Genomic DNA, 18,544 nt, shown 5'->3' with positions numbered 1-18,544 from the left:
GGTACCCGCCGCCGCGGGCACGATCGCGGGTCCCCACCGACCAGGGTGACCGCGCCCGCACGGCGGATTCAGCCGATCAGGCGACGTTCAGTCGCAGACCGCCCCGCGCGAAGCCGAGCCGACGAGCTTCGCGTACTTGGCCAGCACGCCGCGTTCGTAGCGCGGCGGCAGCGGCGCCCAGCCCTCCCGGCGGCTCTCCAGGTCGGCGTCCACGTCGAGGGTGCCCTCGGCGACGTTCAGCGTGATCCGGTCGCCGTTGCGGACGAACGCGATGGGCCCGCCGTCGACCGCCTCCGGTGCCACGTGCCCGACGCACAGGCCCGTGGTGCCGCCGGAGAACCGGCCGTCGGTGAGCAGCAGGACGTCCTTGCCGAGGCCCGCGCCCTTGATCGCCGCGGTGATGGCGAGCATCTCGCGCATGCCGGGCCCGCCCTTGGGACCCTCGTAGCGGATCACCACGACGTCGCCCGCGGTGATCGTGCCGTCCTCCAGCGCGTCCATCGCCGCGCGTTCGCGGTCGAACACCCGCGCGGTGCCGGTGAAGACGTCCGAGTCGAAGCCCGCGGACTTGACCACGGCGCCTTCCGGGGCGAGCGAGCCCTTGAGGATCGTGATGCCGCCGGTGTGGTGGATGGGCTTGTCGAGCGCGCGCAGGACCAGGCCGTCGGGGTCGGGCGGCGCGATGTCGGCGAGGTTCTCGGCCACCGTGCGGCCGGTGACCGTCAGGCAGTCCCCGTGCAGCAGACCGGCGTCCAGCAGTGCCTTCATCACCACGGGCACGCCGCCGATGCGGTCGACGTCGGTCATCACGTGCCGTCCGAACGGCTTGACGTCGGCGAGGTGCGGCACGCGCGCGCCGATGCGGCTGAAGTCGTCCAGCGACAGCTCGACGCCGGCCTCGTGCGCGATCGCGAGCAGGTGCAGCACCGCGTTGGTGGAGCCGCCGAACGCCATCACGACGGCGATCGCGTTCTCGAACGCCTCGCGCGTCATGATCTGCCGCGCGGTGATGCCTTTCCGGAGCATCTCGACCACGGCCTGGCCGGACCTGCGGGCGAACCCGTCGCGGCGGCGGTCGGTGGCCGGGGGAGCGGCGCTGCCCGGCAACGACATGCCGAGCGCCTCCGCCGCGCTGGCCATGGTGTTCGCCGTGTACATGCCACCGCACGCGCCCTCGCCGGGACAGATCGCGCGTTCGATCAGGTCGACGTCCTCACGGCTCATCAGGCCCCTGGAGCACGCCCCGACGGCCTCGAAGGCGTCGATGATCGTGACTTCCTTCTCGGTGCCGTCGGTCAGCGTGACCCGGCCGGGCAGGATCGACCCGGCGTAGAGGAAGACGCTCGCGAGGTCGAGCCGGGCGGCGGCCATCAGCATGCCGGGCAACGACTTGTCGCAGCCCGCGAGCAGCACCGAGCCGTCCAGCCGCTCCGCCTGCATCACCGTCTCGACGCTGTCCGCGATCACCTCGCGCGAGACCAGCGAGAAGTGCATGCCCTCGTGGCCCATGGAGATGCCGTCCGACACGGAGATCGTGCCGAACTCGAGCGGATACCCGCCCGCCGCGTGCACGCCGTCCTTGGAGGCCTTGGCCAGGCGGTCCAGCGACAGGTTGCACGGCGTGATCTCGTTCCACGACGAGGCGACGCCGATCTGCGGCTTCTCCCAGTCCTCGTCACCCATGCCGACGGCCCGGAGCATGCCGCGCGCGGCGGTGCGCTCCAGGCCGTCGGTCACGTCGCGGCTGCGTGGCTTCACGTCCGGTGTCTCGGTCATGAAGGCACGCTAGTACTTCCTAGGCCGGATTCGCCGCGTGAGTCAGCGTCTCCCAGGCGACGAACAGGTTGTTCGTCCCCTGTGGACGCTGGGTCTCGGTGTAGCGCTGGGTGTTCGCCATCGCGATGCCCAGCCGGGTGTTCAGCGCGTTGAACGACACCTCCGACGTCGGCCCGAGGCTCTGGCTGAACGAGCCATCGCACAGCCACGACGGCACCGGCTCACCGTTCTGGTACTTGGTGTGCAGGCCCCACGCGTGCCGCATGCGGTCCTTGATCTCACCCCAGATGTCCTGGCCCTGGTGCCGCGCGGTCTCGGCGAGGTGCGCGGCCGCGGCGAGCCCGTAGCCGGTGTGCGTGAAGTCGCGGCAGGTCTCCTGGGAGAGCCCGTCGACGAACGTGGACTGGCCCTGCCAGTAGGAGATGATCTCCGAGCGGGTGTCGATGCCGCTGCCCGGCGGCGTCTTCGGCAGGGATCCGTCGGTGGTCAGGTAGACGTAGGCGGGCATGCGGGTGCGGAAGATGCCGATGGCCCTGTCGTAGGCGGCGCGGTCCTCCAGGAACACCGAGATCCCGATCGACGCCTCCATCATGCTGAGCTCCCAGTTGCCGTTGGTGTTGGCACGGCCGTTCTGGATCTCGGGCAGGTAGACGTTGCGGAGCATGGTGCCGAACCTGGCGCTGTTGGGCCAGTTCCCGTAGACGTGCTTGATGATCTCGGCAGCCCGGGGCCAGCTGCTCGCCGACCACGCGGTCTGCAGCGGGGCGTTCGAGTTGGTGTGGTCGGTGATGGTGGCGGACCACGCGTCCATGATCTGGATCGCCTTGGCCGCGTACCGGTTGTCACGCGTGACGTACCAGGCGAGCGAGAGGGTGTAGGCCGCGATGGCGTCTTCGCGCTCGTCGGTGCAGCCGTAGTTCGGGTTGGAGTAGGGACCGCACTCGACGACCGCCCGCGGCCTCGGCGTGCGGTTCAGGTCGGCGTACTTCGACGCCATCATGCGGTCGTAGGCGAGTTTCCACGGCTGGGCGCCGGCCTGGACCTTGGTGCGCATGAAGTCCAGCTGTGGACGGGAGACGAGGACGCCGGGGTGGACGAACGTCGCCGGCGCCGCCGAGGCGGGGGAGCCGGTGACCGGTACTAGCAACGATGCCAGCAGTGCGATCAGCACCGCGCAGGAACGGGTGACCATGCGCCCCAGTGTTAGTGGTCTATACCTTTTCGGTCAATCATTCCGGGACGATGTTCATGGTGGTGAACGGCCTCATCCGCTCGGCGCCGGGTGGAGTGACGTTGATTCTCAGGTCGGTTTCGCCGTCCGGTGCCCACCTCATCCCCTCGACGGTCAACCGGCTGCCGGGCGGGCAGTCGAGCTCGAACAACGCGCGGGCGAGCGGGGTGATCAGATGCGACTCGACGAGGTTGCCGAGGTCGCGGGCATCCGGAACCCCGCGAGCGGTGCACCTCCTCCACAGGGCGTCCGCCGTCTCGGCGAGCAGCTCCAGCTCGACGCCGTACTCGTCGTGGAGGCGGTGCACGACGTTGGCCAGCTGGTGCTCGAAGACCGCGTGGACGACGTCCGCGCTGACGAACTCGAAGACGACCAGGTTGCCGTCCAGGCGGTTCAGCAGTTCCGGGCGCCCGATCGCGCGCCCGATGTGGTCACGGACGGCGGACCGGACGGAGGACTCCAGTTGGGGGTAGGGCATCTCCGGCAACACCAGTGGGACTGGCTCGTCGCCCGCCGGATCGAACCGGGAGGTGCCCAGGTCCGTGACCGCGACGACGACGCTCTGCGAGAAGTCCCCGGACACGCCGCGGCTGTCCGTCAGCCTGCCGTCGTCGAGGATCTGCAGCAGCTTGTCGCAGAAGGACGGATGTGCCTTCTCGATCTCGTCGAAGACGATCACCCGGCACGGTTGTTCGACGACCGCGTCCACCAGCCGGTCCAGTCCCGATTCGACCTGGTTCGCCGTGGTGAAGTCGCCCGTGGAGAACCTCACGCAGGCGCTCTGATCTCCGAACAGCGTCTCGGCGATGCACACGGCTGACTCGATCCTGCCGGTTCCCCGCGGCCCGGCGAGCAGCAGAACGGCCCGCGGCCGCTGGTTCGCGCCGGCGCCGCGCTGCGCACCGGACAGGCCGAGGGCTCCGCGTTTGAGCGCGTCGAGAATCTTCGCGACAGCCCGCTCCTGACCGAGGACGCGGCGCCGGAAGAGCCTCTCGCCGAGGATGATCCGCTCGCGGACGCCGGGCCACTGCCAGGGGTTCGGCAGGCCTCGCTCCGCGGGTGGACGAACGCCCTCGGGGGCGGCACCGCACAGGGCGCGCAGCCGCTGCACGAGTTCCTCGCCGGGAAGCGCGCCGCCGGTGAGGTCCTCGTGGTGGAGGTCCACGAGGCGGAAGAACTTCGGGGACTCCTCGACGAGCAGCGGCACGATCACCTTCTTCTGCTCCTCGGCGTACGCGATCTCGCGGGCGACCCAGCGCGACTCGTAGGCGCTGGGCGTGACCACGACGAGAAAGACACCCGCCTCGGCGATGTTGCGCTGCAACACCTCTTCGAACTGCTCACCGGCGATGAGCCGGTAGTCGAACCACACGGGGACACCCGCCGCGATCAGGTGATCGGCGAGACCTCGCACGTACTCCTGGTCGGTGCGGCTGTAGCTGATGAAGGCGTGGCGGGGCACGGCACGACGGTACAGGCGGGCCGCCCATCCCGGACCGCACAACGAAAATCCCCCGGTGCGCGGGAGGTGCACCGGGGGATCTCGCTGTCAGAACTGGGTCACTCCTTGCACTTCTTGCCGGAGTTCACGCAGTTGACGAGTCGGTTCATGATCTGCTGCGACATCACGTTCGCGAAGTCGTCGTGGTCGGTGAGCGGGTTGTGGTTCTCCTCCGGGAAGGAGTCCACCTTGTACTGACCCTTCTGCTGAACGTCCCTGGGGATGTTGTAGGTCAGGGAGATCCGCAGCTGCGGAACGGCCTTGAAGCCCTTCTTGCACTTGCCGTTCGCGTCCGGGTAGATGATGTGCTCGCGGTGCTTCTCCGAGTCGATGTTCTTGCCGTCCCAGCAGCTCGGGAAGTCGTGGATGCGCTTGACCTTCGAGCCCTGCGGGCAGATCGGGTACTTGGCGAGCTGGACCTTGTCCTCGAAACCGGTGCAGGTCCACGAGTCCTTGGCGTTCTTCGGGCCGTTCTGGCCGGCCTTGGCGTCGCCGTAGAGGACTCGGAGGAACTTCGGCATCGCGACGACCTTGCCGACGGGCGAACCGCGGAAGGTCAGGTCGACGACCTCGGGGCGCTGGATCTCGCCGTCGTTGCCCTCGAGCTCGTTGTTCGCGTTCTCTTCCTTGTTGTTCTGGTTCTTCTTGTTCTCGGTGCCTTCGGCCTGGGCCTCGTCGTTGTTCTTGGCGCCGTTGTCAGCCTTGGAGGCCTGGCCGGCTTCCTTGACCGTGCAGGCCGCGGCCGGGTTCAGGTCAGGAGCCTGCTTGCCCTGGCGGCTGAAGGCCAGCATCATCCGGTTCAGGATGGCGGCGCGCTTCTCCCGCGTCGGGCCGACGATGATGTTGTCGACGTCCTGAGCCTTGACCTGCTCGAGGCGCTTCTCGGCCTCGTCGGTCACCTTCTCGAGGTTCGCGAGCTCCTTGTCGATCTCCGCCTGGGCCTTGTCCGGCACGTCCTCGGGGAGCAGGGAGGCGACGTCGGGGCACTCGAGGCGGGCCGCGGCCTTGTCGGCCTTGTCCTTGTCCTGCTGCGCCTTGTCGTCCTTCTTCTTCGGCTGCTCCTGGGCCGGCTCGTCGTCCTTGTCGATGCGCACGACGGGCCAGAAGTACGCGGACTTGTCACCGTTCTTGCAGGTCGTGCCCGCCTTCTGCAGCGACTTGTTGTTGGAGTCCGCGTTCGTGGACAGGTTGCCGACGTAGTCGTGCAGGTGCTGGGCACCGTTGCGGACACCGGGCTGCGCGATGAAGTTGTCCGGGTTGAAGTGCTGGTTCTCGTTGCGGCCGCAGTTGACGGTGAACGTACCCGTGGTGGCGCCTTGCTGCTCTTTTGGTTTCTTTACGTTCGGCTTCACCTTCGTGATGTCGACGAACTCCGATTTGTCCGCCCCGTCGGCGAGTGCGGCGCCATCAGAAGAACTGATGGCCACCACCGTCGCGCCACCAGCGACCACGGCCATCGCCGCTGCTGCGGCGGTCAGCCAGATCGTGGATTTCCTACGGTGAAAAGCCATTTGCCACCTCGTGTAGTCCGATAAAACGGCATGGTGAAGCTGACGGCGGTTAGCCGCGTTGTTCGGGTTGAACTTCGGTGTGCGATTTTCAGTACGAGCGAGAACCCCGCCGTGATTTCTTCTTCGATCGGGAGATCATTCTCATTCCGACCAGTGCGAGGGCGAGCACCGCGATCGCGCCGAAGAAGACACCGTTGTTCTCACCGAACACGCCTTGCTCGGCGGTGCGGGTGAACTTGGTGCCCTCCGGCACGGTCGGGACCACGCCGTCGGTCGGGTTCGCCGAAGCTTCCGTGCTGTCCCCGGTCGGTTCCGGTTCCCCGGAGGCGGCCGTCGGCGCTGCGAGCGGCTGCGGGGACTCCAGCGCGGCGAAGTCGACCTTGCCGGTGTCCTCCAGCACCTTCATGTGGTCGAAGACGGTGATCATCGCCTGGGTGGCGAGGATGCGGACGAGCTCGTTCTTGGTGCCCGCCCTCATCTGCGCGGCGAAGGCGTAGACCTTGCCGTGCGCCGCGCGCAGCCGGTTGGCGAAAACGGCGTCGAAGTCCTCGCCGTTCGCCGCGTCCATCTCGGCGAGCCAGCCCTTCTGCTCGTCGGAGGCCTCCGTGGGCAACGTGTGGCCGAGCAGGACGCCCGCCCGGTTCACGACGTTGTCCAGCAGCGTGTGCCCCTCGATGAGGTGCTTGCAGGCTTCCTGGATCTTGGGCTGGTCCGCCCGCTTGGCCTTGCCCTTCTCGCCTGCGGGCTTCTCCCACAACCCGGCCTGCTTGACCCGGTTCAGGAAGTCCCGGTCGGCAGGTCCGAGCGGGCCCCACTGCGTCTGCACGACCTCGTCCCCCGTCCCGCCACTGCCGGGCGGCGGGGTGGAGATGGGTGTGGAAGGCGTGGTGGAGGGTTGACCGATCGCGCTCCCGGTGTTGAGCAGCACGGCCAGCGCACAGCCGGCCAGCGCGACCAGCAGTCGCGTCGGCATCGCCAAGTCCATGGGGAGTCGCACGAACTGGAGTACGGCCAGGAATGGGTGCGCGCCTCAGTTCGAGACCCCGGCGTTATCGAACCGTTATCGAACCCCGCGCAACCCCGGCTCGAAAGCACGACCTAAGGTCGTGAGCATGAGCAAGCGTTTTGTGGCGTTGGGGGACTCGTTCACCGAGGGAGTGGGTGACGACGACGCCGGTCGTCCGAACGGCGTGCGGGGATGGGCGGACCGCGTCGCGGACGTGCTGGGTGCGGCCGATCGTGAGTTCACCTACGCCAACCTGGCGGTGCGCGGCCGGTTGCTGCCGCAGGTGCTCGGCGAGCAGCTGGAGCGCGCTCTCGCGATGAAGCCCGACCTCGTCTCCCTCTACGCGGGCGGGAACGACCTCATGCGGCCGAAGGTCGACATCGACGCGTTGATGCGCCGGTACCGAGCGGCGGTGGCGCGTTTGGTCACGGCAGGCGCGCGCGTCGTCCTCTTCACCGGTGTCGACGGCGTGGACGACCCGGTGTTCCGCAAGATGCGCGGACGCGTGGCCATCTACAACGAGCACGTGCGGTCCATCGCCGCCGAACACTCGTGCGTTCTGGTGGACATGTGGTCGATGCGCCAGCTCCGCGACCGCCGCATGTGGTCGCCCGACCGCCTGCACCTCAACTCCCTCGGGCACACAGAGGTCGCCATCTCGGTTCTCGACGGCCTGGGCGTGGCCCACCCGCTGGAGCGCACTGTCCTCGGTGTCGCCCCGCTCGTCGACCGGAAGGTCCGCCGGGCGGAGGACCTCAGGTGGGCGCGCGAGCACGTCGTGCCGTGGGTGATGCGTCGCCTGCGCGGTGAGTCCTCTGGCGACGTGATCAGGCCGCGCCGGCCGGAGCTGCTGCCGCCGTCCTAGTAGAACGTGTTCCTTGGACCAAGGTTGTCTAACGAGGAAACACGGCTTCGGTGACGGTATTTCGCGCGATTCTTTGCAGATAGAACGTGTTCTAAAAATCGTGTCGGCCAGACGGGTGAAACCGCAGGTGGGCGGCCCGGGCTGGATTGATGCAGTGCCCTAGCGTTCGTCCGCATGCGCCGCCAGACCGCACTGATCGTGTTGATGGTCTGCGCGTTGATCGCGGGCTGTGGAAGCAGGCTCACCGACGAGCAACGCGCAGCGCTCGTCGTGCCCGGAGGCGGGACGGCGGGCACTCAGGAAGGCACGGCGCCCGGCGAGGAAGGCACTGTGCCCGACGGCACCGCGGGCCAGCCGGGCGCGAACAACCCGCAGCAGCCGAACCAGCAGCCGAACCCGCCGGGCAGCATCGCGGGCGGGTGCCAGGGCACCGGCGGCGCCACGGACAAGGGCGTCACCGCGGGCGAGATCACGATCGCCAACATCTCCGACATCAGCGGCCCGGTGCCCGGCCTCTTCCAGGCGGCGCAGCAGGGCACGAAGGCGTTCGTCGAGTACTTCAACGCCACCCAGGGCGCGATCTGCGGCCGCAAGCTGAAACTCGTCTCGTTCGACTCCCGCACCGACAGCGGCGGCGACCAGCAGGCCACCTCCCAGGCGTGTGAACAGGCGTTCGCCCTGGTCGGCTCGATGTCCGGCTTCGACCAGGGCGGTGGCCCGGCCGCGGCCGCGTGCGGCATCCCGGACCTGCGCGCCTCGACGGTGACCACGCAACGCCAGCGCACGCCCGTGAGCTTCGGCGTCGCGTCCAACGTGGTGAACCTGGTGTCGTCCGCGTATCCCGACCTGATCAAGTCGAGCTTCCCGAGCGCGGCCGGCGCCGCGTCGTTCCTGTACCTGAACGTCGACGCCAGCTCGCAGAACGCACGCAGTATGCAAAAAGCCGCCGAGCAACGCGGATTGAAGTTTGTATACACGCAGGCAATCGACATCGCCGACGTCAACTACGCGCCGTACGTCGCCAAGCTCAAGGAGACCGGCGCGAAGATTGTATATTGGATGGGGTCGGCACAATACGCGGTCCGGTTGCAGCAGGCGATGCGGCAGCAGGGATACACGCCGGAAGCGTTCATCACGGACCCGTCGGCGTACGACGCGCAGTACGTGCGGCAGGGCGGCGCGGCGGTCGACGGCACCGTCGTCTACACGAACGGTGGCCTGTTCGAGGAGAACAACCCGCAGGTCGTGCTCTACAAGCAGTGGCTGGGGCGGGTGGCGCCGGGCGCGTCGCCCTCGTACTTCGGGATGTTCGCGTGGGCCGCGGCGCGGTTGTTCGTGCAGCTCGCGGCGAAGATCGGCCCGCAGCTGACGCGCAAGGCGGTGCTGGACCAGGTCCGCGGGGTGCACGACTTCACGGCGGAGGGGATGGTCGCGCCGCAGGACGTCGGGGGGAAGCGGACGTCGGCGTGCATGTCGCTGGTGCGGTTGAAGGGCGGGGCCTGGTCGCGGTTGGCGCCGGCGTCCGGGTACTCGTGCGGGGCGTTGATCGACACGGGGGTGGGCGGATGACCGCGCTGCTCGCCTACACCATCTTCGGCCTCGTCACGGGCGGCGCGTACGCCGTCGTCGCCGGTGGGCTCGTCCTCACCTACAGCACCTCCAAGGTGTTCAACGTCGGCCACGGCGCGATCGGCATGGTCATGGCCTTCCTCTACTGGGAGCTCGCCGAGAACCGCGGGCTGCCGCAGTGGCTCGCGCTGCTGATCGTGGTCGGCGGCTGCGCGCCGTTGTTCGGGCTGGTGATCGAGCGGTTCGTGATGCGCAGGCTCGCGGGGGCACCGGTCGGCATCACGCTCGTCGCGGGGGTGGGGGTGCTGGTCGGGTTGATCGGCGCCGCCCAGGTGATCTGGCCGCCGCAGGCCCGGCCGGTGCGGCCGTTCCTCGACCAGCTCGGCGTGCACATCGGGCAGTCGTTCGTCAGCGGGCACGACCTGGTGACGCTGGCGTGCGCGGTGCTCGTCGCCGGTGGGCTGTACGTGCTGCTGAACCGGACGCGGACCGGGCTCGCGATGCGGGCCTGCGTGGACGCGCCGGAGCTGGCCTCGCTGTACGGGACGCGGCCGCACCGGTTATCGGCGTTGAGCTGGGCCATCGGGTCGGCGTTGGCGGCACTGGGCGGCATTCTGCTGACTCCGGTCGTGCAGCTCGACTACGTGACGATGACGCTGCTCGTGATCACCGCGTACACCGCGGCGCTGGTCGGGCGGTTGCGGAGTCTGCCGCTGACGTTCGTGGGCGCGCTCGGGCTCGGGCTGGTGCAGTCCTACGCGGTGGCGTACCTGCCGTCGTCGCCGTTCTGGATCTCGTTCCGGGCGGCGATTCCGGCGCTGCTGCTGTTCGTGGTGCTGCTCGCGATGCCGCAGTCACCGTTGCGGATCGGTGGTGTGCGCGGGTCGCGCGGGGTGGCGGTGCCGACAGGGCTCACCGCGGGGGTCGGCGCGGGGCTGTTCCTCGGTGTCGTCGTGGCGCTGGCGTTGCTGGTGGATTCGGTGGTGGCCGGTCAGCTCGCGCTCGCGCTGGTGTTCGGGATCGTGCTGCTGTCGATGGTGCTGCTCACCGGGTACGGCGGGGTGGTGTCGCTCGGGCAGTTCACGTTCGTCGGCGTGGGTGCGGTGACGGTCGCGCGGCTCGGATCCACCTCACCGCTCACGCTGCTGGCCGGGGCGGCGGTCGCGGCCGCCATCGGGGCGCTGATCGCGTTGACGGCGCTGCGGGTGAGCGGGCTGTACCTGGCGCTGGCGACGCTCGGGTTCGCGCAGCTCATGGACAAGCTGGTGCTCCAGTCGCCGATCGCGTTCGGGGTGCGGGGCAGTCTGCAGGTGCCGAAGCTGGTCGAGTCCGCGACGGCCCAGCTGCTGCTGGCCGCGGGGGTGTTCGCGCTGGTCGGCATGGGGGTGCTCGCCGTCAGGCGCGGGCGGCTCGGGCGCAAGATGATCGCGGTCAAGGACAGTTCGGCGGCCTGCGCGACGCTCGGCATGAACGTGCGCTGGATCCGGGTCGGCGTGTTCGCGCTGTCGGCGGCGATCGCGGGGCTCGCCGGCGGGTTGTTCGCGCAGCTGCGGGAAACCGTTGCCGCCAGCGACTTCCAGCTGTTCAACAACCTGCCGTTGCTGCTGTTCGCCGTGATCGCCGGCGTGACGTCGGTGTCCGGCGCGGCGCTCGGCGGGCTGCTGCTGATGCTGCTTCCCGTGCTGCAGAGCGGTTTCCCGGCCTTCGCGGGCGCGGCGGTCGTACTGCTCGGCGTCGCGGCGGCCGGGCTCGCCCGTGACCCCAACGGCCTGGTCAGCTGGTTCTTCCGGGCCTGGTCCTGGCGGCGCGCATGAGCACGCTGCGGGTGGAGGGCGTGACGGTCCGCTTCGGCGAGGTGACCGCGGTGAACGACGTGTCCCTCGTGGTCTCGCCGGGCGTCACCGGGCTGATCGGTCCCAACGGCGCGGGCAAGACGACGTTGTTCGACGTGATCAGCGGGTTGCGCAGGCCGTCGGCCGGCCGGGTGCTGCTCGACGACGCGGACATCACCGCGAAGGGCCCGCACCAGCGGTCGAGGCTGGGGGTGGCGCGGACGTTCCAGCGGCTGGAGGTGTTCGGGTCGCTGACGGTGTGGGAGAACGTCGTGGTGGCGCTGGAAAGCCGCCGCAGGTCGCTGCGGCTGGCCTCGAAGCTGCTCGAACGGGTCGGGATCGCGGAGTTCTCCGACAACCAGGCCGACACCGTGCCGACGGGCGCCGCGCGGCTGCTCGAACTCGCTCGTGCGCTGGCCACGGAGCCGCGGCTGCTGCTGCTCGACGAGCCGTCGTCGGGGCTCGACCGCGCGGAGACCAACGCGTTCGGCGAGCTGTTGCAGGAGCTCAGCGCGGAGGGGCGTTCGGTCGTGCTGGTCGAGCACGACATGGATCTCGTGATGGGCTACTGCGATCACGTGCACGTGCTGAACCTGGGCCGCCTGCTGACCTCCGGCACGCCCGCCGAGATCCGCGAGCACGAAGGAGTCCGGGAGGCGTATCTCGGATGATCGACCTGACGGACGTCCACGCCGGCTACGGCCGCATCGAGGTGCTGCGCGGGGTTTCGCTCTCCGTGCCGCGTGGCACCGTCACGGCGTTGCTGGGCCCGAACGGCGCGGGCAAGTCGACCCTGGTGAAAGTCCTCAGTGGACAGTTGAGGGCCACCTCCGGTCACGTGCACCTCGGCGGGGTGCACGTCAACGACGCCGCACCCGACGAGCTGGCCCGCGCCGGCCTGTGCACGGTTCCGGAAGGGCGGGCGATCTTCCCGAACCTCACCGTCGCGGAGAACCTGAGGCTGATGCGCGGTGATCCTGACGTGGTCTACGAACGGTTCCCGAAGCTTCGAGTGCGGCACAAGCAGCTCGCGGGCTCGATGTCGGGCGGCGAGCAGCAGATGCTCGCGTTCTCCCGCGCGCTGATCACCGACCCGGCCGTGCTGGTGATCGACGAACTGTCGATGGGCCTCGCGCCGGTGATCGTCGCCGAGCTGTACGAGGTGGTGGCGGAGCTGGCCTCGTCCGGCGTGACGATGCTGATCGTCGAGCAGTTCGCCGAGACCGCCTCCGCCGTGGCCGACCAGGTCGTCGTGATGAAGCACGGTGAGATCTCTGAGGATTCCGACCTCGCCACCGTCTACTTCGGAGGGACATCGTGAGGTACGCACTGGTGCTTCTGCTTCTTCTGCTGTCCCCGGCACCGGCCAGGGCCGCGGACATCGGTGGCTTCACGCTGTCCGCCCACGCGGCACCCGTGTCCGTGCTGCTCCACACCGATCTTCTCCCGGTGCCCGCGGAACCCCAGGGCGAGGTGCACCTCTCGTACACGCAGACCGAGCTGGGCTCCGGCCCGATCGGCCGGTCGCTGGCGAGCTCGCTCTGGCCGGGCGCGGCCGTGGGCACCGGGTTGCCTCAGCTGCTGGGCTTCGCCTATCCGGTGCAGGCCAACGCCTCGCACCCCGGCGGACCCGCCGACGCGTCGCAGCCGGGCATGAAGGCCGCCGCGGGCGCCTCGAAGGCCGAGTCCTACGCCGGAGCCAAGCAGGAGGTCCCGTTCCTGCTCACCACCGACGGTCTGTCGTCGACCAGCGTCAGTTCGGTGTCCGGCACCGAGGCGCGCTCGTCCGCCGTGACGTCCGCGCAGACGATCTCGTTGCTGGCGGGGATGGTCGTGCTGTCGGGCGTCAAGTTCGAATCCGTGGCCGTGAGCGACGGCGGCAAGGGAAGCGGCACGAGCACGTTCTCCGTGGCGGAGTTCACCGTGCTGGGCCAGAAGTTCCCGGTGAAGTCCCCGGCCGCCCCACCGGACGGCTTGCTGAAAGCGTTGGAACCACTGGGAATCACACTCACCTGGCCGACGTCCGCGACGAAGCTGGAGGGAACGGCCGCAACCTCGTCGAGCCGAGGCCTGACCCTGACCGTCGACGTCCTGGCGTTGCGCACCAAGCTGGGCCTCGGCGGCATCCTGGACGGCGTGGTGGCACCGCTGCTGCCCAAGGAACTCGTGCCGCTGCTGAACCCGTTGCGCAAAATGGTGGTGATCGTCGGCGACACGGAAGCCGCGGCCAACGCCTCCGCCGCCGCCCCGTTGACCCCACCGGACACCCAGGTACCGCAAGCACCTCTGGTACCACCGCCCGCAGCAGGAGCGCCTCCAGTGTCGGCAGGCTCTCCACCATTAGCCGTAGCGCCACCGAAGACCGTCACACCGGTAGCCTCGGCCCGCGCGAAACCCCGCTCGTTGCTCGACTTCCCAGGCGTGCCGGCACTCCTGGTCCTGGCCGGACTGGGCGTAGCGGCAGCCTCGGCGTTCGGCATGAAGTCGTTCGGCACGTTCCTGCTGGGCGGCGCTCCCTGCCCCTCCGGACACCCGACCGGTGTCCCCGACCTGCGGGTGAACCCATGACCATCCAGGACCGGCGCCGCGCACGAATGCGCAGCGGGCTGGGACTCGCCGGCACGATGCTGATGACGGCGGGAATCGCCGCGATCCTCTTCGCCTGGTGGGGCGTCGCGCACACCGGGTACGTGTGGGAGCAGATCCCGTACGTGGTGTCGGGCGGGATCCTCGGGGTCGGGCTGATCGGGGCCGGTGGGTTCCTCTACTTCGGATCGTGGCTGACGAAGCTGGTGGAGGAGCAGCGGCAGACCACGTACGCGTTGTTGCAGCTGCTGGAGGAGCGGGCTGCCGATCGGGTCGACCAGTTGTAGCGCGTGACGGGGCGTCGGCGCGGTGGCCGCCTGTTTGGGTGTGCGCGGGTCGGGTTTCCGTGGTTCCGCGCGGGCTCCCTCGGGGTTGGTCACCTTCTGCTGGTGTGGTCGCCTTTGTGTTGGTGGTTGCATTGGTCGTATGACGAGCTTTGGTTGCGTCATCGCCGCTTCGCGACGATTGCGATTGGGGCTTGACTTCGGGGCCCTTGCGAGGCGCTGTGTCGGGCGGAAAAGGTCGGATGCTTCGCACCCGCCCGGTCCGAAAAGGCTAGCACCTCGCTCCCAAAGTCAAGCCCCAATCGCAGTCGTGCGTGGTTGCGTTGGTTGTTCGGCTCGCCTCATTACCGGTTGCCTGCGTTCGTATTGCCCGGTTCGGCTCGGCTTCGCCATCGCATGGTTCACCCTATCGTGTGCTGCTTTACCCGTTATTTGATCGTGATCTTGCGGTAGATTAGAACACGTGATCGAGACCCGCCTCCTCTCCACCGACGAGCTGCTGCGCAGTCTCGTCGACGAGGTGACGGAAATTCGGGTTCGTGAGAACGCTGCATTGCAGAAGCTTGCCGAGTTGGATCGGCGTGGGGTTGCGGCCGAGTTGGGTTACAAGGATTTGCCGCACGTGTTGCGGCATGCCGTCCGCTGGGATCTCCACACCGCCAGGCGCTGGATCGCCAATGCCGCGCTGCTGACCAACGAGATCACGCCGACCGGCAGCGAACTGGCTCCGGTGCTGCCGCTGACGGCGGAGGCGGTGGCCGAGGGCGCGCTGTCGATCGAGCACGTCGGCGTGGTCGCCGAGATCATGAAGACCGTGCCCGCCGAACACGAGGTCACCGTCGTCGGCTACGCGCGCGACTTCGAACCTGCCACGGTCCGCCGTCTGGGCACGAAACTCGCCTACACCATCCACCAGAACGACCCCGAGCCGCGCGACCCCAAGCCTGCGCCGCCGGGCAATCAGCACTCGATGTTCTGGAAGAACGGCAAGCTGGAGATCCGGGCCAAGCTCGACAAGGTGACCGGCGCGAAGTACGAGGCGCTGCTCGATCCCTTGGCCAAGCCCCGCCCGACCACCGCCGACGAAGGCCCCGACCCGCGCTCCCGCGAGGAACGCGAAGGCGACGCCCTGGCCGAACTGGTCGACCTGATGCTGCGCGCCGACCAGCTGCCCGAGCACGGCGGCGAGCCGGTCACCCTGACCCTGACGATGCCCTACGAGGACCTGGCCAATCAGGTTGGCCACGCCACGTTGGACAACGGCGACCGCGTCCCGGTCGAGCAGGTGCGTGAGCTGGCGTGCAACGCGGGCATCATCCCGATGGTCCTGGGCGGAGCGGGCCAGCCGCTCAACGTCGGCCGCAAGACCCGCACCTTTCCGGCCGCGATCCGCAGGATTCTGGTCACCAGGGATCGGGGCTGCGCCTTCCCGGGCTGCGGCAGACCACCACGGCAGTGCGACGCCCACCACATCCAGCACTGGGCCAACGGCGGCGACACGTCGGTGGACAACGCGGTGCTGCTGTGCCGCCACCACCACACGCTCATCCACCAGAGCGAGTGGGAGGTCAAGCTGGTCACCGGGATGCCGACGTTCTACCCACCGGCCTGGCTCGACCCGCAACGAAGTCCCAGACGCAACCTGATCAACACCGCCTAGCCGCAGCCGGGCAGGCGGTGCTGATCAAGGCCGCCTGAGCACGGGGATGGTGGTGTTGATGAAGCCCGCCTGGCTGCGGGTAGGCAGGCTGATGAGGGCCTGCCCTGACCACGGCGAGGCAGCCTGATGAATGCCGCCCTGGTCACGGCCAGGTGCCTCGTGCCCGACGACGTCCAAGTCGGACAACGCGCCTGCTCGCCGCCAACGCCTGACCGCGACGAGGCACCCGCGCCAACGCCGGCTGGCCACGACGAGGCGCCTGCGCCAACGCTGACTGGCCACGGCAAGGCGCCTGCGCCAACGCTGACTGGCCACGGCAAGGCACCCGCGCCAACGCTGACTGACCGCTGGCTGCGTGGGCTGCGGCCGTTTCTTCCTCCTGTTGCGAGGCCCCGGGCCGCGCGCTACCCCTGCCGCGTGTGGGCAATTCCGCGAAGGTAGCCAGTGAGGCCAATCTTCCGAAGGTAACTCGCGAAGCAGTAATCCCGCGAGCCAATCTGCGGGGCCACATCCAGTGCAGCTAATCACCGGAACCCGAAGTTGAAGGTAAACGGCAATGGCGTTTTCGAGCCGAACCTGCCCTACCAACGCCACGACGGCGAAGTCGAGCCCCCAACAACCGCGATGGCGAAGCCGAGCCGGACAGGGCAATGCATCATCGGGCAACCGGTAATGAGGTGAGCCGACCAACAAACGCAACCACGCACGAATGCGATTGGGGCTTGACTTTGGGTGCGAGGTGCTATGCTGGTTGGATCGGCCGGGCTCCTTATGCCCGGTTTTTTAAGGCCGATGTGCGCCTCGCAAGGGCCCCGAAGTCAAGCCTCAATCGCAATCGTCGCGAAGCGGCGATGAAATGACCCGGCTCGTCATACGACCCAAAGCGACGATCAACACAAGGCAACCGCACCGGCAGAAGGTGACCAACCCCGCTGGAACTCGCGCCGAACCACCCCAAGCCGACCCGCGCAGGCCCCAACGCAAGCCGACCCACGCACGCTCCAGCCCAAGCCAACTCGCGCCCTCCGAACCCAAGCGTCATCAAGAGCCTCGGCAACGCGGACAACGTCGCGCCGACCCGTAACCGGTTCCACGCACCTCAAAGCCTTCTGGTCGCGCCAAAACCGCCCACCATGTCAAGTGGACCAACTGTGGGAGCGCTCCCTCACAACCGCCCTGACGAGCGCAGATGCTGTCCGGTTCATCCCCTTGAACGGGTGGTCCAGACCAGTTAACGTGCTCGCCATCACGTTCCCCCTGCACGTGAATGGAGCACCATGAAGAAGTTCCGCTGGCAGTTGCTGACCGCCGCGCTGGCGATCGCGACGGTGGCCGGAGGCGTTCTCGCCGCTCCGGCCAGCGGCGCGACGGGCGTGACGGCGGCGTTCACGAAGACGTCGGACTGGGGCACCGGTTACGAGGCCAAGTACACGATTTCCAACAGCGGTGGGTCTGCGCTCACGTCGTGGACCGTCGAGTTCACGTTGCCGAGTGGGCAGGCGATCGCGTCGCTGTGGGACGGCAGTTATGCCGCGAGCGGGCAGAACATCACCGTTCGCAACACCTGGAACGGCAACGTGCCCGTTGGTGGCACGGCCAGCTTCGGCTTCACCGTGCGCGGTTCTGGTGGCAGTCCTACCAACTGCAAGATCAACGGTGGGTCGTGTGACGGTGGGCAGCCGCCTACGACTACTACGACGACTACCACCACTACGACGTCCAACCCGCCGTTGCCCGGCAACGGTCGTGGCGCGCCCTACCTCTACCTGGGTTGGGGCAACCCGCAGAGCGCGACTCAGGTCATGAGCTCTACCGGCGTCAAGTGGTTCACCCTCGCGTTCGTCCTGTCCGGCGGCGGGTGCACCCCGTCTTGGGACAGCCAGCGTCCGCTCACGGGTGGGATCGACCAGCAGACGATCAACGCCATTCGCTCGGCCGGTGGTGACATCGTGCCTTCGTTCGGCGGTTGGAGCGGCAACAAGCTCGGGCCGAACTGCTCCACGCCTGAGGCTTTGGCCGGCGCGTACCAGCAGGTGATCAACGCTTACGGGCTCAAGGCGATCGACATCGACATCGAGAACTCCGACGAGTTCGAGAACACGACCGTCCAGGACCGGATCATCACCGCTCTGCGGATCGTCAAGCAGAACAACCCCGGCATCCAGACGATCGTCACGTTCGGCACCGGCACCACCGGGCCGAACTTCTACGGTGCGCGGCTGATCGACCAGGCCAAGGCGTTGAACGCGAACATCGACGTGTTCACGATCATGCCGTTCGACTTCGGCAGCTCCAACATCCGCACCGACACCATCGGCGCGGCCACGGGGCTGAAGAACAAGCTCAAGTCGACCTTCGGCTGGAGCGACGCCGAGGCGTTCAAGCACGTCGGCATCTCCGGCATGAACGGGTTGTCCGACCAGCGCGAGCTCACCACCGTCGACGACTGGACGGCGATCCGCGACTGGTCGAAGTCGAACGGGCTGGGGCGCCTCGCGTTCTGGTCGGTGAACCGCGACCGCGGCGGCTGCGACGGCCAGGTGTCGGCGAGCTGCTCGGGCATCGGGCAGGCCGACCTCGCGTTCACGAAGGTCACGGCCGGTTTCTGAGCGACCACGAGCCGTCAGCGCCATTTAATCGGTGGCGCTGACGGCTTAGCCTTGTCCCATGCGACGACGATGGTGATCTTCAGCTGATCTTTCCCGAACCGCGGCGGCGTTCAC

General features: G+C 68.2%; 14 protein-coding genes. 9 read left to right on the top strand and 5 right to left on the bottom strand.

What is annotated here, in order from left to right; all coding sequences use genetic code 11:
- Window positions 1–87: 87 nt before the first annotated feature.
- The 5 genes from ilvD to AOM45_RS40470 all read right to left on the bottom strand — a co-directional run bounded on the left by ilvD (window position 88) and on the right by AOM45_RS40470 (window position 6,992).
- Entirely contained in the window at window positions 88–1,776 is a 1,689-nt protein-coding gene (gene ilvD / locus AOM45_RS40490; protein ID WP_030468821.1) for a dihydroxy-acid dehydratase, read from the bottom strand.
- A 19-nt stretch (window positions 1,777–1,795) separates the two neighbouring features.
- A complete protein-coding gene (locus tag AOM45_RS40485) occupies window positions 1,796–2,968 on the bottom strand; it encodes an alginate lyase family protein (RefSeq protein ID WP_030468822.1) in 1,173 nt (390 codons plus the stop codon).
- A gap of 37 nt (window positions 2,969–3,005) precedes the next feature.
- Window positions 3,006–4,469, bottom strand: a complete 1,464-nt coding sequence (locus AOM45_RS40480; RefSeq protein ID WP_051783813.1) for a TIR domain-containing protein — start codon at window positions 4,467–4,469, stop codon at window positions 3,006–3,008.
- Window positions 4,470–4,567: 98 nt separating this feature from the next.
- The gene (locus AOM45_RS40475; protein ID WP_030468824.1) at window positions 4,568–6,019 is read right to left on the bottom strand and encodes a DUF1996 domain-containing protein; all 1,452 of its coding nucleotides are present in this window, start codon (window positions 6,017–6,019) and stop codon (window positions 4,568–4,570) included.
- Between the two features lie 88 nt (window positions 6,020–6,107).
- Entirely contained in the window at window positions 6,108–6,992 is an 885-nt protein-coding gene (locus tag AOM45_RS40470; RefSeq protein WP_162185678.1) for a DUF4142 domain-containing protein, read from the bottom strand.
- A gap of 139 nt (window positions 6,993–7,131) precedes the next feature.
- On the opposite strand from AOM45_RS40470, the gene AOM45_RS40465 reads away from it, so the two are divergent.
- The 9 genes from AOM45_RS40465 (at window position 7,132) to AOM45_RS40425 (ending at window position 18,430) form a co-directional block, all read left to right on the top strand.
- Window positions 7,132–7,890 (top strand): SGNH/GDSL hydrolase family protein, encoded by a 759-nt coding sequence (locus AOM45_RS40465; protein WP_030468826.1) that lies wholly within the window; start codon window positions 7,132–7,134, stop codon window positions 7,888–7,890.
- Window positions 7,891–8,064: 174 nt separating this feature from the next.
- Window positions 8,065–9,459: an ABC transporter substrate-binding protein gene (locus tag AOM45_RS40460; RefSeq protein ID WP_030468827.1), complete on the top strand. Its 1,395-nt coding sequence runs from the start codon at window positions 8,065–8,067 to the stop codon at window positions 9,457–9,459.
- Window positions 9,456–11,273 (top strand): branched-chain amino acid ABC transporter permease, encoded by a 1,818-nt coding sequence (locus tag AOM45_RS40455; protein ID WP_030468828.1) that lies wholly within the window; start codon window positions 9,456–9,458, stop codon window positions 11,271–11,273. The genes AOM45_RS40460 and AOM45_RS40455 overlap by 4 nt, the downstream gene beginning before the upstream one ends.
- Window positions 11,270–11,962, top strand: a complete 693-nt coding sequence (locus AOM45_RS40450) for an ABC transporter ATP-binding protein (protein WP_030468829.1) — start codon at window positions 11,270–11,272, stop codon at window positions 11,960–11,962. The genes AOM45_RS40455 and AOM45_RS40450 overlap by 4 nt, the downstream gene beginning before the upstream one ends.
- Entirely contained in the window at window positions 11,959–12,612 is a 654-nt protein-coding gene (locus AOM45_RS40445) for an ABC transporter ATP-binding protein (RefSeq protein WP_035910867.1), read from the top strand. The genes AOM45_RS40450 and AOM45_RS40445 overlap by 4 nt, the downstream gene beginning before the upstream one ends.
- Window positions 12,609–13,859 (top strand): choice-of-anchor P family protein, encoded by a 1,251-nt coding sequence (locus AOM45_RS40440; RefSeq protein ID WP_035910868.1) that lies wholly within the window; start codon window positions 12,609–12,611, stop codon window positions 13,857–13,859. The genes AOM45_RS40445 and AOM45_RS40440 overlap by 4 nt, the downstream gene beginning before the upstream one ends.
- Window positions 13,856–14,164, top strand: a complete 309-nt coding sequence (locus tag AOM45_RS40435; RefSeq protein ID WP_030468831.1) for a hypothetical protein — start codon at window positions 13,856–13,858, stop codon at window positions 14,162–14,164. The genes AOM45_RS40440 and AOM45_RS40435 overlap by 4 nt, the downstream gene beginning before the upstream one ends.
- 460 nt (window positions 14,165–14,624) lie before the next feature.
- A complete protein-coding gene (locus tag AOM45_RS40430) occupies window positions 14,625–15,821 on the top strand; it encodes an HNH endonuclease signature motif containing protein (protein ID WP_059362950.1) in 1,197 nt (398 codons plus the stop codon).
- Window positions 15,822–17,098: 1,277 nt separating this feature from the next.
- Window positions 17,099–18,430: a cellulose binding domain-containing protein gene (locus AOM45_RS40425; protein WP_030473101.1), complete on the top strand. Its 1,332-nt coding sequence runs from the start codon at window positions 17,099–17,101 to the stop codon at window positions 18,428–18,430.
- The last annotated feature ends 114 nt before the right edge of the window (window positions 18,431–18,544 follow it).

This window comes from Lentzea aerocolonigenes (assembly GCF_000974445.1).
Lineage (GTDB): Bacteria > Actinomycetota > Actinomycetes > Mycobacteriales > Pseudonocardiaceae > Lentzea > Lentzea aerocolonigenes.
The sequence above is the reverse complement of the archived record's forward strand: the minus strand, read 5'-3'. Positions and strand labels throughout refer to the sequence as shown.

Bases quoted from the DNA above. Each gene is read 5' to 3' on its own strand.
- ilvD (WP_030468821.1), bottom strand. From the start codon at position 1,776: ATGACCGAGACACCGGACGTGAAGCCACGCAGCCGCGACGTGACCGAC.
- AOM45_RS40485 (WP_030468822.1), bottom strand. From the start codon at position 2,968: ATGGTCACCCGTTCCTGCGCGGTGCTGATCGCACTGCTGGCATCGTTG.
- AOM45_RS40475 (WP_030468824.1), bottom strand. From the start codon at position 6,019: ATGGCTTTTCACCGTAGGAAATCCACGATCTGGCTGACCGCCGCAGCA.
- AOM45_RS40470 (WP_162185678.1), bottom strand. From the start codon at position 6,992: ATGCCGACGCGACTGCTGGTCGCGCTGGCCGGCTGTGCGCTGGCCGTG.
- AOM45_RS40465 (WP_030468826.1), top strand. From the start codon at position 7,132: ATGAGCAAGCGTTTTGTGGCGTTGGGGGACTCGTTCACCGAGGGAGTG.
- AOM45_RS40460 (WP_030468827.1), top strand. From the start codon at position 8,065: ATGCGCCGCCAGACCGCACTGATCGTGTTGATGGTCTGCGCGTTGATC.
- AOM45_RS40455 (WP_030468828.1), top strand. From the start codon at position 9,456: ATGACCGCGCTGCTCGCCTACACCATCTTCGGCCTCGTCACGGGCGGC.
- AOM45_RS40450 (WP_030468829.1), top strand. From the start codon at position 11,270: ATGAGCACGCTGCGGGTGGAGGGCGTGACGGTCCGCTTCGGCGAGGTG.
- AOM45_RS40445 (WP_035910867.1), top strand. From the start codon at position 11,959: ATGATCGACCTGACGGACGTCCACGCCGGCTACGGCCGCATCGAGGTG.
- AOM45_RS40435 (WP_030468831.1), top strand. From the start codon at position 13,856: ATGACCATCCAGGACCGGCGCCGCGCACGAATGCGCAGCGGGCTGGGA.
- AOM45_RS40425 (WP_030473101.1), top strand. From the start codon at position 17,099: ATGAAGAAGTTCCGCTGGCAGTTGCTGACCGCCGCGCTGGCGATCGCG.